At 69.1% G+C, this 13,048-nt stretch carries 15 protein-coding genes; 10 read left to right on the top strand and 5 right to left on the bottom strand.

Going from position 1 to position 13,048, the window contains the following annotated elements:
• Positions 1-48 precede the first annotated feature (48 nt).
• Positions 49-354, bottom strand: coding sequence for a choice-of-anchor P family protein (locus FM051_RS44890; RefSeq protein WP_158853198.1), 306 nt, complete (start codon positions 352-354; stop codon positions 49-51).
• Positions 324-851: a hypothetical protein gene (locus tag FM051_RS44885; protein WP_202919383.1), complete on the bottom strand. Its 528-nt coding sequence runs from the start codon at positions 849-851 to the stop codon at positions 324-326. The genes FM051_RS44890 and FM051_RS44885 overlap by 31 nt, the downstream gene beginning before the upstream one ends.
• Positions 852-1,163: 312 nt before the next feature.
• Between FM051_RS44885 and FM051_RS44880 the strand changes: the two genes are divergently transcribed.
• From FM051_RS44880 to FM051_RS44865, 4 genes are read left to right on the top strand one after another with little or no spacing between them, the layout of a single operon-like run.
• Complete coding sequence (locus tag FM051_RS44880) at positions 1,164-2,294, top strand: ABC transporter substrate-binding protein (protein WP_158853197.1); 1,131 nt, start codon at positions 1,164-1,166, stop codon at positions 2,292-2,294.
• A 3-nt stretch (positions 2,295-2,297) separates the two neighbouring features.
• Positions 2,298-3,209 (top strand): ABC transporter permease, encoded by a 912-nt coding sequence (locus FM051_RS44875; RefSeq protein WP_158853196.1) that lies wholly within the window; start codon positions 2,298-2,300, stop codon positions 3,207-3,209.
• On the top strand, positions 3,197-4,000 hold the full coding sequence (locus tag FM051_RS44870) for an ABC transporter permease (RefSeq protein ID WP_158853195.1): 804 nt from the start codon (positions 3,197-3,199) through the stop codon (positions 3,998-4,000). Before FM051_RS44875 ends, FM051_RS44870 begins: the two co-directional genes overlap by 13 nt.
• A 2-nt stretch (positions 4,001-4,002) precedes the next feature.
• A complete protein-coding gene (locus FM051_RS44865) occupies positions 4,003-5,046 on the top strand; it encodes an ABC transporter ATP-binding protein (RefSeq protein ID WP_158853194.1) in 1,044 nt (347 codons plus the stop codon).
• Positions 5,047-5,088: 42 nt separating this feature from the next.
• Here FM051_RS44865 and FM051_RS44860 read toward each other — a convergent pair whose 3' ends face one another.
• Together FM051_RS44860 and FM051_RS44855 are read right to left on the bottom strand one after the other, a co-directional pair.
• Entirely contained in the window at positions 5,089-5,703 is a 615-nt protein-coding gene (locus tag FM051_RS44860) for a hypothetical protein (protein WP_158853193.1), read from the bottom strand.
• A 242-nt stretch (positions 5,704-5,945) separates the two neighbouring features.
• Positions 5,946-7,445: an LVIVD repeat-containing protein gene (locus FM051_RS44855; RefSeq protein ID WP_158853192.1), complete on the bottom strand. Its 1,500-nt coding sequence runs from the start codon at positions 7,443-7,445 to the stop codon at positions 5,946-5,948.
• Between the two features lie 153 nt (positions 7,446-7,598).
• Between FM051_RS44855 and FM051_RS44850 the strand changes: the two genes are divergently transcribed.
• Positions 7,599-8,222 (top strand): DUF305 domain-containing protein, encoded by a 624-nt coding sequence (locus FM051_RS44850; RefSeq protein WP_158853191.1) that lies wholly within the window; start codon positions 7,599-7,601, stop codon positions 8,220-8,222.
• Positions 8,223-8,240: 18 nt separating this feature from the next.
• Here the strand turns inward: FM051_RS44850 and FM051_RS44845 are convergent, their stop codons facing one another.
• Positions 8,241-8,555, bottom strand: coding sequence for an antibiotic biosynthesis monooxygenase family protein (locus tag FM051_RS44845; RefSeq protein ID WP_158853190.1), 315 nt, complete (start codon positions 8,553-8,555; stop codon positions 8,241-8,243).
• Positions 8,556-8,636: 81 nt separating this feature from the next.
• On the opposite strand from FM051_RS44845, the gene FM051_RS44840 reads away from it, so the two are divergent.
• From FM051_RS44840 to FM051_RS44820, 5 genes are all read left to right on the top strand, one after another.
• Positions 8,637-9,218 (top strand): TetR/AcrR family transcriptional regulator, encoded by a 582-nt coding sequence (locus FM051_RS44840; protein WP_158853189.1) that lies wholly within the window; start codon positions 8,637-8,639, stop codon positions 9,216-9,218.
• A 243-nt stretch (positions 9,219-9,461) separates the two neighbouring features.
• Positions 9,462-10,370: an ABC transporter ATP-binding protein gene (locus tag FM051_RS44835; RefSeq protein ID WP_158853188.1), complete on the top strand. Its 909-nt coding sequence runs from the start codon at positions 9,462-9,464 to the stop codon at positions 10,368-10,370.
• Positions 10,371-10,375: 5 nt separating this feature from the next.
• Positions 10,376-11,101 (top strand): ABC transporter permease, encoded by a 726-nt coding sequence (locus tag FM051_RS44830; protein ID WP_238413128.1) that lies wholly within the window; start codon positions 10,376-10,378, stop codon positions 11,099-11,101.
• 12 nt (positions 11,102-11,113) lie between these two features.
• Positions 11,114-12,310 carry a sensor histidine kinase gene (locus FM051_RS44825; protein WP_158853186.1) on the top strand — a complete coding sequence of 399 codons (1,197 nt, stop codon included), beginning with the start codon at positions 11,114-11,116 and terminating at the stop codon, positions 12,308-12,310.
• Positions 12,307-12,924 (top strand): response regulator, encoded by a 618-nt coding sequence (locus FM051_RS44820; RefSeq protein ID WP_158853185.1) that lies wholly within the window; start codon positions 12,307-12,309, stop codon positions 12,922-12,924. The genes FM051_RS44825 and FM051_RS44820 overlap by 4 nt, the downstream gene beginning before the upstream one ends.
• The last annotated feature ends 124 nt before the right edge of the window (positions 12,925-13,048 follow it).

Here is a 13,048-nt window from a genome sequence, read left to right as displayed (position 1 = left end):
CATTAGTAGCCTTCCTACGTATAGTACGGCTACTAGTGGGGTGCCCGCTCAGACCCGGCAGGGGCTGCCGCCGGGCTCGCCCGGCAACGTCTCCACGTTCGCCTTCGCCTCACCGAGCACCACGTCGGTCAACGCGGTGTCCAGCGCGAAGGCCCGCTGCACCACGCTCGTCGACGTGGTCGTGGTGCTGTTGAGCTGCAACGAGCCGATCAGCAGCGGGATGGTCAGCGGCGCGCTGCCCACGTTCACCGCGACCCCGTTGATCCGCAGGCTCGCTATCTGCGACGACCCGGCGAACCGCGGGTTCAGGTCGGCGTCGCAGGTCACCGACGCGTTCGACTGGATGACGCCCACCTCGATGTGTTGTAGGCGAACGGGCCCTTCAGGTGGTCGCCCGTCGGGTTGTCCGTGCCGTCGGCGTTCGCCCTCGTGCCGCCGAGGATCACGCCGACGCGGGTGACCGAGCCCTGCCCGCCGGTTGCCTCGTTCCGGTTGGACAGCCAGGTGTTCCCGAGCTTGTCCACGGTGGTGCGGGACGGGTTGCGCCCGCGCCCGTCCGGCGCGGACAGCCATTCGCCGACGATCGCGCCGGTGTTCACGTCGATGCGCAGCATCGTGCCGCGCGCGGACGCGGCGACGTTGACGAACGGGAAGAACGCGCTCCGCCGGTCGAGTTGGAGTTGGTCGTTGTCCGGGGAGTCGTGGTTGACGTCCTGGAGCACACCCTGGTCGAAGTCCGCGAGCACGTCTTCGCCGGGGACAGGTGCGGCCGACGCGGTCGACGGCAGTCCGACGGGGAGCAGGAGCGCGCTGACGGCGGCCAACGCGGTGAATCTTCGTGGGTGACGCATGAACCTCGCCCTTCTAAGGGGACTCGGGTTAGGGCATTCCGTCACGTGACAACCAGATGTCGAACAGGGTGTGAATGCGTTACGACCGGTGGAAAACATGAGTAGGCCTATCGGCGGAAATGGTGGTGGCAGGTCAGCCCTTTCCGAGAGGGAACAACACCATCGGCCCACCCGCGGGAACCGGAGAGTGGGTGTCGGCGTCGCGGTGGCGTCAAATGGCCCAGCGCAGTGGTCTCATCCGGGCCGATCCGGCCGGTAGCATCCGCCCGTTGGTCGTGCGCGAAACCTCGTCACCCCGAGAAAGGTTCGACCGTGAACCACATCCGAGTCCTGCGGTCGGCAGGCATCGGCGTCACCGCGCTGGCACTGGTCGCGGCCTGCGGCACGCCACCGCCCCAGAACGGCGCCGCGAGCGACACCCCCGCCGCCACCGCGAAGTCCGCCGCCGATTTCGGCGGGCTGGACAAGCTCGTCGAGGCCGCCAAGAAGGAGGGCAAGCTCAACGTCATCGCGCTGCCGCCGGACTGGGCGAACTACGGCGAGATGATCAAGGCCTTCGAGGCGGAGTACGGCATCGAGGTCGACTCCGCGCAGCCGGACGCCTCCAGCCAGGACGAGATCAACGCCGCCAAGCAGCTCAAGGGCGGCGACCGCGCGCCGGACGTGTTCGACCTCGGCCTGAACGTGGCGTTGGCGAACACGGACTTGTTCGCGCCGTACCAGGTGGAGAAGTGGTCGGACATCCCCGGCGAGCTGAAGGAGCCGTCCGGGCTCTACTACGCCGACTACGGCGGCTTCATGTCCATCGGCTACGACGCCGCCAAGGTGCCCGCCCCGGCGTCGGTCAAGGACCTGCTCAAGCCCGAGTACCAGGGCAAGGTCGCGCTCAACGGCGACCCGACGCAGGCCGGCGCCGCGTTCTCCGGCGTGGTGATGGCCTCGCTCGACAACGGCGGCTCGGCCGACGACATCGCGCCCGGCGTCGAGTTCTTCAAGCGGCTCAAGGCCGCCGGCAACTTCCTGCCGGTCGACCCGTCGCCCGCGACCATCGAGTCCGGCCAGACGCCGGTCGTGATCGACTGGGACTACACCAACGCCGCGCAGACCGCGAAGCTCGCGGGCAAGGCGGACTGGAAGGTCGTCGTGCCGCCGGGCGCGCAGGTCGGCGCGTACTACAACCAGGCGATCAACAAGGACGCGCCGCACCCGGCCGCCGCGCGCCTGTGGCAGGAGTTCCTGTACTCCGACGAGGGCCAGAACATCTTCCTCAAGGGCCTGTCGCGGCCGGTGCGGATGGACGCGATGACGGCGGCCGGCACGGTCGACGCGGACGCGGCGGCGAAGCTGCCGAAGACCGAGGGCGAGCAGGTGTTCCTGACCCAGGAGCAGTCGGACAAGGCAAAGCAGGTGCTGTCCTCCACGTGGGCGCAGGCGGTGGGCTGACCGGTGGTCGCACCCGTCACGACCGCGGTCGGGGGTTCTGAGAAAGCCTCCCCCGGCCGCGGGCCCGGTCGGACGTGGTTGGCGTGGCTGGTCGTGGTGCCGTTCCTGGCCTACGTCGGCACGTTCCTGCTCTACCCGACGGTGCTGGTGCTCGCCGGGTCGTTCCAGGACTCGGACGGCGCGTTCACGCTGGACAACCTGGCCGACCTGACCCGCGGCGTGTACCTCCAGGCGTTCCTGCGCAGCGTGGAGCTTTCCGCGGTCACCGCCCTGCTGGGCGCGGTGTTCGGCGCGCTGCTGTCGTGGGCCGTGGCTGTTGGCAAGCCGGAAGGGCTGCTGCGCCGGGTGGTGGTGGCCGGTGCCGGTGTGCTCGCCCAGTTCGGCGGCGTGCCGCTGGCGTTCGCGTTCCTGGCCACGATCGGCTTCCAGGGCTTCGTCACGCAGTTCCTCAGGGACTCGTTCGGCGTCGACCTGTTCGCCACCGGCGCGTGGCTGTTCGAACTGCCCGGCCTGACCCTGGTCTACACGTTCTTCCAGATCCCGCTGATGGTCATCGTGTTCCTGCCCGCGCTGGACGGTCTGCGCCCGCAGTGGCGTGAGGCGGTGGACAGCCTCGGCGGCTCGTCGTGGACGTACTGGCGGCACGTCGGCGGCCCGATCCTGCTGCCCGCGTTCCTCGGCTCGTTGTTGCTGCTGTTCGCCAACGCGTTCTCCGCCTACGCCACGGCGGCGGCGCTGGTGTCGCAGGGCAGCCCGATCGTGCCGTTGCAGATCCGGGGCTTCCTGACCGGCGAGGTGCTGCTGGGGCAGGAGAACCTGGGCAAGGCGCTCGGTCTGGGCATGGTCGTGGTGGTCGGCGTGGCGATGGGTCTGTACGCGTTGTTGCAGCGGAGGTTCGCCCGATGGCAGCGGTGACCAAACCGTCCGGATCGACCGGGCGTGCTGTCGTCCGGTTCGTGATCCTGCTGGTGCTCGGCGTGTTCTTCCTGCTGCCGCTGTTCGCGATGGCGGAGTTCTCCACCCGGGGTGTCGGCGGCGCGCGCAGCCTCGCGTCGTGGTCGGGGATCGTGGACGACCCGGACCTGGTCGAGTCGATCCTGGTGTCGGTGCAGCTGGCGGTGGCCAGTTCGCTGGTCATGCTGGTGCTGCTGGTGCCGACCATGACGTGGATCCGGCTGCGGCTGCCGAAACTGCGCCGGCTGGTGGAGTTCCTGTGCCTGCTGCCGGTGGCCATCCCGGCGATCGTGCTGGTGGTGGGCATGGCGCCGCTGTACGCGTGGGTGAACTACTTCCTCGGCGACTCGCCGTTGACGCTGACGTTCGCCTACGCGGTGCTGGTGCTGCCGTTCGCCTACCGGGCGATCGACGCGGGCCTGTCCGCGATCGACCTGAAGACGTTGGCGGAGGCGGCCCGCGGGCTGGGCGCGTCCTGGGGCACGGTGCTGCTGCGGATCGTGGTGCCCAACATCCGCACCGCGCTGATCGGCGCGTCGCTGCTGTCGGTGGCGTTGGTGCTCGGGGAGTTCACCATCGCGTCGCTGCTGAACTTCGACACGTTGCAGGTCCAGGTCAACCTGCTCGGCAAGCGCGACGCGGGCGTGTCGATCGCGGTGTCGCTGCTGAGCCTGCTGTTCGCGTTCGTGCTGCTGTTCCTGCTCTCGTTCATCGGCAGGCGGCGGCGGGACACCGCCGTCGAGGAAGGCTGATCATGGGGTACCTGCGACTGGACGGGCTTCGCAAGTCGTTCGGCGGCCAGACCGCGCTCGACGGGCTCGACCTGGAACTCGCCGAGGGCGAGCTGGTCAGCCTGCTCGGACCGAGCGGCTGCGGCAAGACGACGGCGTTGCGCATCGTCGCCGGGTTCGAGATCGCGGACTCGGGCACGGTCCGGGTGGACGGCCGCGACATCACCGGTGTGCCCGCGAACAAGCGGGACATGGGCATGGTGTTCCAGGCCTACAGCCTGTTCCCGAACATGACCGTGACGCAGAACGTCGCGTTCGGCCTGCGGCTGCGCAAGGCGCCGGACCGGGCCGGGCGGGTCGCCGAACTGCTGGAGCTGGTCGGGCTCGGGCACCTGGGCAAGCGGTACCCGCACCAGCTGTCCGGCGGCCAGCAGCAGCGCGTGGCGCTGGCCCGCGCGTTGGCGATCCAGCCGCGCGTGCTGCTGCTGGACGAGCCGCTGTCCGCGCTGGACGCCAAGGTGCGGGTGAACCTGCGTGACGAGATCCGGCGCATCCAGACCGAGTTGGGCATGACCACGCTGTTCGTCACGCACGACCAGGAGGAGGCGCTGGCCGTCTCCGACCGCGTCGGCGTGATGTCGCAGGGCAGGTTGGAGCAGCTGGACACGCCCGCGGTCGTGTACCGCGAGCCCGCGTCCGCGTTCGTCGCGCAGTTCGTCGGCGTCACCAACGCGGTGTACGGCACCGCCGAGGCGGGCTGTGTGCGGCTGGGCGCGTTCCGGCTGGCCACGGACGCGGCCGACGGACTGTCCGGTGACGTGAAGGTGATCGTGCGGCCGGAGGACATCGGCATCGCGCAGCACAGCGGTCAGGCCAACGGCGCGCTGGTCGGCAACGTGCTCACGCAGAGCTTCCTCGGGCCGGTGACCAGGCTGTCCGTCCGGCTCGACGGCGACGAGCAGATCGTGCGGGTGGACCAGCCGGCCAGCCGGGCGGCCGACTTCCCGCCCGGCACGACCGTCGCGCTCGACCTCGCGGTCGGCAGGCTCATGGTCGTGGAGGCGTGATCCCGGCATGACGACGTGGTACCGGCCCATGACGGCCCGGCGCTACGGCCGGCGCAATTTCGTCAACCTGAGCCGTTCGGCTTCGGACAACGCCGAATCGGTCAGCACGCGCACACCGCGTGCGCCGATCGGCTGACCGTTCACGGAAGTCACCCACCCGGTCGGCACGTCGGTGAACAAGGTGACTTCCGGCGCGTCGGCGAAATGGCCGTAACCCAATACCGTCGACCGGCTCACGCCCGGTCCGTTCAGCACCACGTAATCCTGGTCGGCCAGGGTCGGATCGGTCACCCACGGCACTTCGTCGCCCAGAGTCCAGCCGCCGACGCCGCCGTAGCGCAACAGGAACGTGCGGGCGTGGTGGATCGTGACCACGTAGTGGTGGTGGGATTCCGAGTCGACGGGGATGGGCGTGCGGGCGAAGGTCAGCCCGTACGAGACGCCCGCCGTGCGCAGGGTGCGGGAGAACGCCGCCAGGTCGCCGCCACCGGTGCTGATCGCCCGCGAGAGCGCGGGCAACGCGCCGGTGGCCGTCTGGTTCGGCAGGCGCGCGCCCGGCCACGGGTCCCGAATCGTCATGCCACCCCAGATGAGGCGCACGGCAGGGTCCGGCCAGACATTGTTGCGCTCACCCCGGTAGAGGGTCATGTCCGGCATGGGAATACTCCTCGCGAGGAATTCGTGAAGAGGAATCACCTTCGATTCTACTCTCGGCAGGGCCGAATTGCGGGCGAATTCACCGCCAAGGAGTACCTGTGCGCGACACCGCGGTGTTAAAGGGGGAATATGCAATGTTCACAGGGTCGTGCGAGACCGCGTGGGGCCGTGCAGACGAAGGGGCCCGCCGCTGGTGTGCGGCGGGCCCCTCCTGGTGCGTCTGAACGGCTAGGCCGTCCGGGCTACCGCGGGAACAGGTCCCGGTAGGCGCCCTGCGTCTGCACGTTCAACTCGCCGACGCGGACGAACTTCGCCGTCGCCGTCCGCGGGTCGCGGATGTCCAGCACGTCGAAGCCCTTGGCCATGTCGGACGAGAAGATGTAGCCGTTGTAGTAGTACGCCGACCACGAGCCGCCGCCGGCGCCGTTGGGCAGCGGGCCGCGCTCGAACCAGCCGATCTCCTTGGGGTTGCTGGAGTCGGTGAAGTCCCAGATCGAGATGCCGCCCTGGTACCACGCCTGCACCATGATGTCGCGACCCTGCACGGGGATCAGCGAACCGTTGTGCGCGACGCAGTTCTCGGTGTCGGCCTGGGTCCGGGAGATCTTGTAGTACGAGCGGAACTCCAGCTTGCGACCGTCACCGCGACCGGTGATGTCGTAGATGCCGTCCGCACCGCGCAGCGGGCCGATCTTCTCGTTGCAGGTGGCCGCGCTGCCGCCGCCGAGCTCGTCGGTGAAGACGACCTTGGTGCCGGCGTTGTTGAAGGTGGCCGAGTGCCAGAACGCGAAGTTCACGTTGTCCTGCACACGGCTGATCTCACGCAGGTGCTCGCGGTCCGAGATGTCCCACAGCACGCCGTCACCCATGCAGGCGCCGGCCGCGAGGTCCTTCGACGGGTACACGGTGATGTCGTGGCAGCCCGAGGTGGCGCGGACGTAGCCGTCCTCGATCGTGCCGTCACGACCGGGGTTGCCGCCGTCCGGGAACAGCACCGGCTCGGAGAGCAGCGAGGCCGCCGCCGGGTTCTTCAGCGGCACCTTCACGATGGAGATCAGGTCGTGCGGCGGCTGGCAGTCCGGGAAGGTCGCGTTGGGCCCGTAGGACGAGATGTACAGGTAGACGTCCTTGCCCTTCTTGTCCGGCACCAGCGTGTGGGTGTGCGAACCGCACTTCGTCTCGACCGCGGCGACGTACTTCGGGTTCTTCTTGTCGCTGATGTCGAAGACCTTGATGCCTTCCCACGCGTCCTTGTTGGTCGCGGGGAGAGGCGTGCTGGAGCAGGAGTTGTCGCTGCGCGACGAGTCGGTGGACAGGAACAGCAGGTTGTCCTTGACCGAGATGTCGTTCTGTGAGCCGGGGCACAGCACCGTGCTCACGATCGACGGCTTGTGCGGGTTGCGCACGTCGTAGATGACGAAGCCGTCGTAGTTGCCGTCGAACGCGTAGCCGTTCTGGAAAGCCAGGTCCGACCACGTCGAGGACGCGGTGAACGGCGCGGGCTTCGGCAGGTTCGCCAGGTGCTTGACGTTACGGCTGTTGCGGATCTCGTCGACGCCGGGAATGCCGGCGGCCGGCTGCTCCTGGCTCGAGAGCTGTGCCTCGGACAGCCCGGCCAAGTCGGCGTCGTCCGGAGCCGCGGTCGCCTGAGGCGCCCAGGTCAGGACCGACAGGCTCAGCGCGAACGCCCCCAAGACCGCGGTCGGCGTTCTGCGCCGCCGCGTCGAATCGCGTGCTTCCACTTCAGGTTCCCCTTCCAACCCAGTGCAGGGTTCGCAGTATCGCCCGTTCGCAACGCTAAGAACCAGAGCCAATCGTCGGGAATCTTTTCGACTTCCGGCCGTCGGGGCCGCCGGGTACCTTGGCGGCCGACCGGAGTTACTAGGGGGAGTGGGATGCGGATCGTGTTCGTCGCGGTGCTGATCGCCGTTCTGGCGGGGTGCACCGCGCAGGCGGAGGACCAGCCGCCGATCATCGTGCCGCAGGGCCCCGGTGAGCAGGCGCAGACGTTGTCGCCCGACGACATCGGCACCGACCGGTGGGTCGCGCCGAGTGAGGCGGACCTGAAGTACGTGGCCCGCATGATCGTGCACCACAAGCAGGCGTTGGACATGTCCGCGCTGGCACCGGAACGCGCGCAGAACGAGACAGTGCGCGGCCTGGCGTCGCGGATTTACGACACGCAGGGGCCGGAGATCGGTGCCATGGAGCAGTGGCAGCGGCAGTTCGCCGAGAACGCGTCCGCGCACGGCCACAGCGCCGACCTGCCGGACGTGGACCACGAGTCCATGCCCGGCATGGCCACCGAAGCGCAGCTGGCCGCGTTGAAGGCGGCCCGTGGCGCGGACTTCGACCGGCTCTACCTCCAGCTGATGACCGCCCACCACGAGGGCGCGTTGCAGATGGCGGTCGAAGTGCTGTCCACCGGCTCCGACGTGCGGGTCGAGGAGATGGCCAACGACGTGGTGGCGACCCAGACCGACGAGATCAACCGGATGAAGGCGATCACCATCCCGTGACCGTGGTCACGCTCCTGATCAGGTGAGGAGCACGAGGTCTTCCGACGGCTGGAAGGTCTCCACGGCGTTGCCCGTCACGTGGCGGGCGATGCCGGCGTTGCGCTTGTGCGCCTCTTTGAAGGAGTCCGACGCGACCCAGGCGCGGAAGTCGTCCTCGGTGTCGAACTCGTTGACCGACACGTACGGCTGGTCCGGGCGGGTGGGGCGGAGCAGCGTGCTGCGGCGCAGGCCGGGAACGCCGGGCAGGTAGGTGCGCATGTTGTCGCGGAAGTGCGCCTCGAACTCCTCGGCGCGCTCGGCGGGGACGAACAATCGGTTGGTCGCGACGAACATCCGACACCTCCGTGGTTCCCGACGCTGTGTAGGGAACTATTCCAACGGTGCGTCGGTAAAGCAAGGGCTAGGATCTGGCGCGTGCCCAGGATCAGCGCCGACACCCTCGCGCAGCACCGCGCGAACCGGCTGCGGGACCTGCTGGACGCGGGGCGCGACATCGTCGCGTCGGAGGGTGCGGACGCACTGACCCTCGCGTCGCTGGCCCGCCGCGTCGGTCTGTCGCGGCCGAGCCTGTACGAGTACTTCCGCTCCCGCGAGGAGCTGGTCGCCGCGATCGTGTCCGACGAGTTGCCGGAGTGGGCGCGCAAGCTGGTCGACGCCGTTCACTCGGTGGAGGGCGTCGAGGCCAAGGTCGAGGCCTACCTCCGCACCGAGCTGGAGATCATCGCCGACGGCAGCCACAGCGCCGTCGTCGCCCTCTCCGCCCACGCGCTGCCCGAGGCCGCCCGCACCCAGATCCGCGCCGAGCACGAAAAACTCCTGGCACCCCTGGTCGGCGTCCTAGCGGAAGCCCACGTCCCCGAACCGGGCCTGCGAGCCGTCCTGATCCACGGCGCCGTAGAAGCCGCCGCCCGCACCTTCCGCCCAGGCGACAAGGACCACAACGAGCAGGTGGTAACCGCCCTGCTCACCCAAGTCCTACACGGCCTAACCCCCTGACCACCCGAGAGTCCTACATTCGCGTGCGGTGTGTCCTACGTTCGCGTCGGGTGTGTCCTACGTTCAGAGCGCGAGAGTCCTACGTTGGGAACGCGAGAGTCCTACGTTCAGGACCCCTGAATTCAACGCTCACGTACCCCTGAGGGGGTTCAGGGTGGTCTACGGGCGATCAACCGATCGGTTGATCCGAGGTCTGGCCCGCCGAGTGATCCGGACGAACGCCGCCGCGACCACGCTTGAGGCATGGCAATCATCGAGGTGGTCGACCTCGTCAAGAGGTACGACCGGAAGGTCGCGGTGGACGGTGTGTCGTTCACCGTCGACGAGGGGGAGATCTTCGGGATCCTCGGCCCGAACGGGGCGGGGAAGACCACGACCGTCGAGTGCGTCGAGGGGCTGCGCTCGCCGGACGGCGGCACGATCCGTGTCGACGGGCTGGACCCGCAACGCGATCGGGTGAAACTGCGCACCCGGTTGGGTGTTCAGTTGCAGCAGAGTGAACTGCCCGACCGCATCCGGGTCGGCGAGGCGCTGGACCTCTACGCCTCCTTCTACCGCGACTCCGCCGACTGGCGGGAGCTGCTGGCCCGACTGGACCTGGCCGATCGGGTCAGGACGGAGTACCGCAAGCTCTCCGGCGGCCAGAAGCAACGCGTCTCCATCGCGTTGGCGCTGATCGGCAAGCCCAAGGTCGCGGTGCTGGACGAGCTGACCACGGGCCTGGACCCGCAGGCCCGCCGCGACACGTGGAGCCTGGTCGAGCAGATCCGCGACTCCGGCGTCACGGTCGTCCTGGTCACCCACTTCATGGAAGAAGCCGAGCGGCTGTGCGACCGGATCGCGCTGATCGACGCGGGCAGGCTCGTCGCGGTGGACAGCCCGGCCGGGCTGGTGTCACGAGTGGACGGTGAGCAGCGGGTCCGGTTCCGTCCGGCCACGCCGTTCGACGTCGCGCTGCTCGAAGAGCTGCCCGAGGTCTCGAAGGTCGAGGAGCACGGACCGCAGCTCGTCGTGACCGGCACCGGCAACCTGCTGCACGCCGTCACGTCCATGCTCGCCCGCAACCACGTCGTCGCCGCCGACCTGCGCATCGAGCAGGCGGGCCTGGACGACGCCTTCATCCGCCTCACCGGCCGCACGTTCACGGAGTGAGCACCATGCTGAAGATCGTCAACACCGAGTGGAAGCTGTTCCTGCGCGAGCCGAGCATGGTGGTGTTCGCCATCCTCTTCCCGACCATCCTGCTGCTGGTGCTCGGCGCGATCCCCGCGTTGCGCACCCCCGACCCCCAGTTCGGCAACCTGCGGTTCATCGACGCCTACGTGTCCACGCTGGTGGTGATCGCGTTGGCGTTCCTGGGCCTGAACAAGCTGCCCGCCACCGTCGCCACCTACCGCGAGAAGGGCGTGCTGCGCCGCTTCTCCACCACCCCCGTCCACCCCGCACGCCTGCTGATCGCCCAGGTCGTCGTCAACGTGATCGCGGGCGCGACCTCCCTGGTGCTGCTCATGCTGGTGTGCCGGTTGGTGTTCGACATCGACCTGCCGCACCACCCGGTCGGGTTCCTGGTGACGTGCCTGCTGGGCATGCTGTCGCTGTCCGCCCTGGGCCTGCTGATCGCGGCCTGGGCGCCGAACGCGCGGTCCGCCGGTGGCTGGGCGACGGTGGTGTTCATGCTGGTCATGTTCTTCGGCGGGGCGTACCTGCCCCGGTTCCTGATGCCGGAGTTCCTGATCCGCGTCGGCGAGTACCTGCCGCCGGGCGTGGAGGCGTTGCAGGAGTCGTGGCTGGGCGTCGCGCCGGATCCGGTGCAGGTCGGTGTGCCGGCCCTGATCACGCTGGTGGCCGGTACGGTCGCGGCGAAGTCGTTCCGCTGGGAGTAGGGGGTGGGCGTGATGGACGCGCTCGACAGCTGGGAACGGCGGTTGAACGTCGCCGGGCACGCCATCCCGTACTTCGTGCTGGTGCTGTCGACGGTGATGTACCTGGTGATGACGCCGGACCAGGGGCAGACCAAGGCCGTCAACGTCGGCATCGCGGTGGCGACCGCTCTGTGGATGCTGTGGTGGTTCACCCTGCACCCGGGCTGGCGCTCCCGACCCGGCCTGATGGCGGTGTTCTTCGTCGGTGTCCTGGTGGCGTACGGGGTGCTGGGGCTGAGTGACCCGATGTTCGGGTTCTACTCCTTCGCCGGGTACATCTACGCGATCGAGGTCCTGCCCGGCGGGTGGAAGTTCGCCGGGGTGGCGGTCAACGGGGTGCTGGCGGCGACGTCCCTGTTCGGCGGCCTCCCGCCGGCCGAGCCCGGACCGATCGTGGTCTACGCGCTCATCGTCGTGTTCATCGTGACGATCGCCTCCACGTTCACCATGCTGGGGCACGTCACCACGGAGCAGTCCAGGCGCCGCAAGGAGATGGTGGCCGAGCTGGCGGCGATGATGGAGGAGAACGCGGGCCTGCACGCCCAGCTGCTCATCCAGGCCCGTGAGGCGGGTGTGCTGGACGAGCGGCAGCGGTTGGCGCGGGAGATCCACGACACGCTCGCCCAGGGGTTCACCGGCATCATCACCCAGCTCCAGGCCGACGAGAACCCGCCTCGTCACGTTGAAACGGCGTTGCGGCTGGCGCGGGAGAACCTGGCCGAGGCCCGTCGTTCGGTGCACGCCCTCAGCCCGCCGGCGTTGGAGGACGCGAACCTGCCGGACGCGCTGGCCGAGGTCGTCACGGGGTGGACCGACCAGACCGGGGTGGCCGCGTCGGTGCACACGACGGGTGCAGCGCGCGCTCTGCACCCCGAGGTGGAGGTGACGTTGCTGCGCACCGCGCAGGAGGCGTTGACGAACGTGGCCAAGCACGCCCGCGCTTCACGTGTCGGGTTGACGTTGTCGTACATGGAGGACGTGGTGACGCTGGACGTGCGCGACGACGGCGCCGGGTTCGACCCGGCGGCGCACACGGACGGTTTCGGGCTGGTCGGCATGCGGCAGCGGGTGTCCCGCCTGGCGGGTGCGCTGGTCGTGGAGTCGGAGCCGGGCGGCGGCACGGCGGTGTCCGCGTCGGTGCCCGCGATCCCGGCGGAGGTTGCCCGGTGATCCGCGTGGTGATCGTGGACGACCACCCGGTGGTGCGCGACGGGCTGCGCGGGATGCTCGCGGGCGCCGGTGACGTCGAGGTGGTGGGTGAGGCGGCGGACGGCGCGGAGGCGGTGGCCGTGGTGCGGGCCGCGCGGCCGGACGTCGTGCTGATGGACCTGCGGATGCCCGGCGTGGACGGCGTCACGGCGATCGAGCGGCTGCGTGACTTCCCGACCCGCGTGCTGGTGCTGACCACGTACGACACGGACAGCGACGTGCTGCCCGCGATCAAGGCCGGTGCCACCGGGTACCTCTTGAAGGACACGCCGCGCGAGGAGCTGTTCCGGGCGGTGCGTTCGGCGGCCAGGGGAGAGGCGGTGCTGTCGCCGTCGGTGGCGACCCGGCTGGTGGGTCAGGTCCGCACGCCCGCGGCGGAGCCGTTGAGCGACCGCGAGGTGGAGGTGTTGGGCCTGATCGCACGCGGGTGCACGAACCGCGAGGCGGCGGCGAAGCTCTTCATCAGCGAGGCGACCGTGAAGACGCACCTGGTGCACGTCTACGCCAAGCTGGGCGTGAAGGACCGCGCCGCCGCCGTGGCGGTGGCCTACGAACGGGGTCTGCTAGGCGCTTAAAGATCTTTCGGCAATAGGGTGAGTCGTTGCGGGTGTTCTCTCTTGCGGGGCGGGACAATCGGGGCGTGCCGAAGCCTCCACGATCCCCGGGCGAGCCTGATCGGGCCCGGAAGTCCAAGCGTGT

Origin of the sequence: Saccharothrix deserti, assembly GCF_009769385.1 — a bacterium.
Taxonomy (GTDB): domain Bacteria; phylum Actinomycetota; class Actinomycetes; order Mycobacteriales; family Pseudonocardiaceae; genus Actinosynnema; species Actinosynnema deserti.
This window is presented reverse-complemented; position numbering and strand designations above follow the sequence as displayed.

What these genes read in the sequence shown, in the direction of transcription:
- FM051_RS44845 (WP_158853190.1), bottom strand. Translation starts at nt 8,555, where the DNA reads ATGTTCGTCGCGACCAACCGATTGTTCGTCCCCGCCGAGCGCGCCGAG.
- FM051_RS44850 (WP_158853191.1), top strand. Translation starts at nt 7,599, where the DNA reads ATGCGGATCGTGTTCGTCGCGGTGCTGATCGCCGTTCTGGCGGGGTGC.
- FM051_RS44870 (WP_158853195.1), top strand. Translation starts at nt 3,197, where the DNA reads ATGGCAGCGGTGACCAAACCGTCCGGATCGACCGGGCGTGCTGTCGTC.
- FM051_RS44865 (WP_158853194.1), top strand. Translation starts at nt 4,003, where the DNA reads ATGGGGTACCTGCGACTGGACGGGCTTCGCAAGTCGTTCGGCGGCCAG.
- FM051_RS44835 (WP_158853188.1), top strand. Translation starts at nt 9,462, where the DNA reads ATGGCAATCATCGAGGTGGTCGACCTCGTCAAGAGGTACGACCGGAAG.
- FM051_RS44860 (WP_158853193.1), bottom strand. Translation starts at nt 5,703, where the DNA reads ATGCCGGACATGACCCTCTACCGGGGTGAGCGCAACAATGTCTGGCCG.
- FM051_RS44885 (WP_202919383.1), bottom strand. Translation starts at nt 851, where the DNA reads ATGCGTCACCCACGAAGATTCACCGCGTTGGCCGCCGTCAGCGCGCTC.
- FM051_RS44830 (WP_238413128.1), top strand. Translation starts at nt 10,376, where the DNA reads ATGCTGAAGATCGTCAACACCGAGTGGAAGCTGTTCCTGCGCGAGCCG.
- FM051_RS44825 (WP_158853186.1), top strand. Translation starts at nt 11,114, where the DNA reads ATGGACGCGCTCGACAGCTGGGAACGGCGGTTGAACGTCGCCGGGCAC.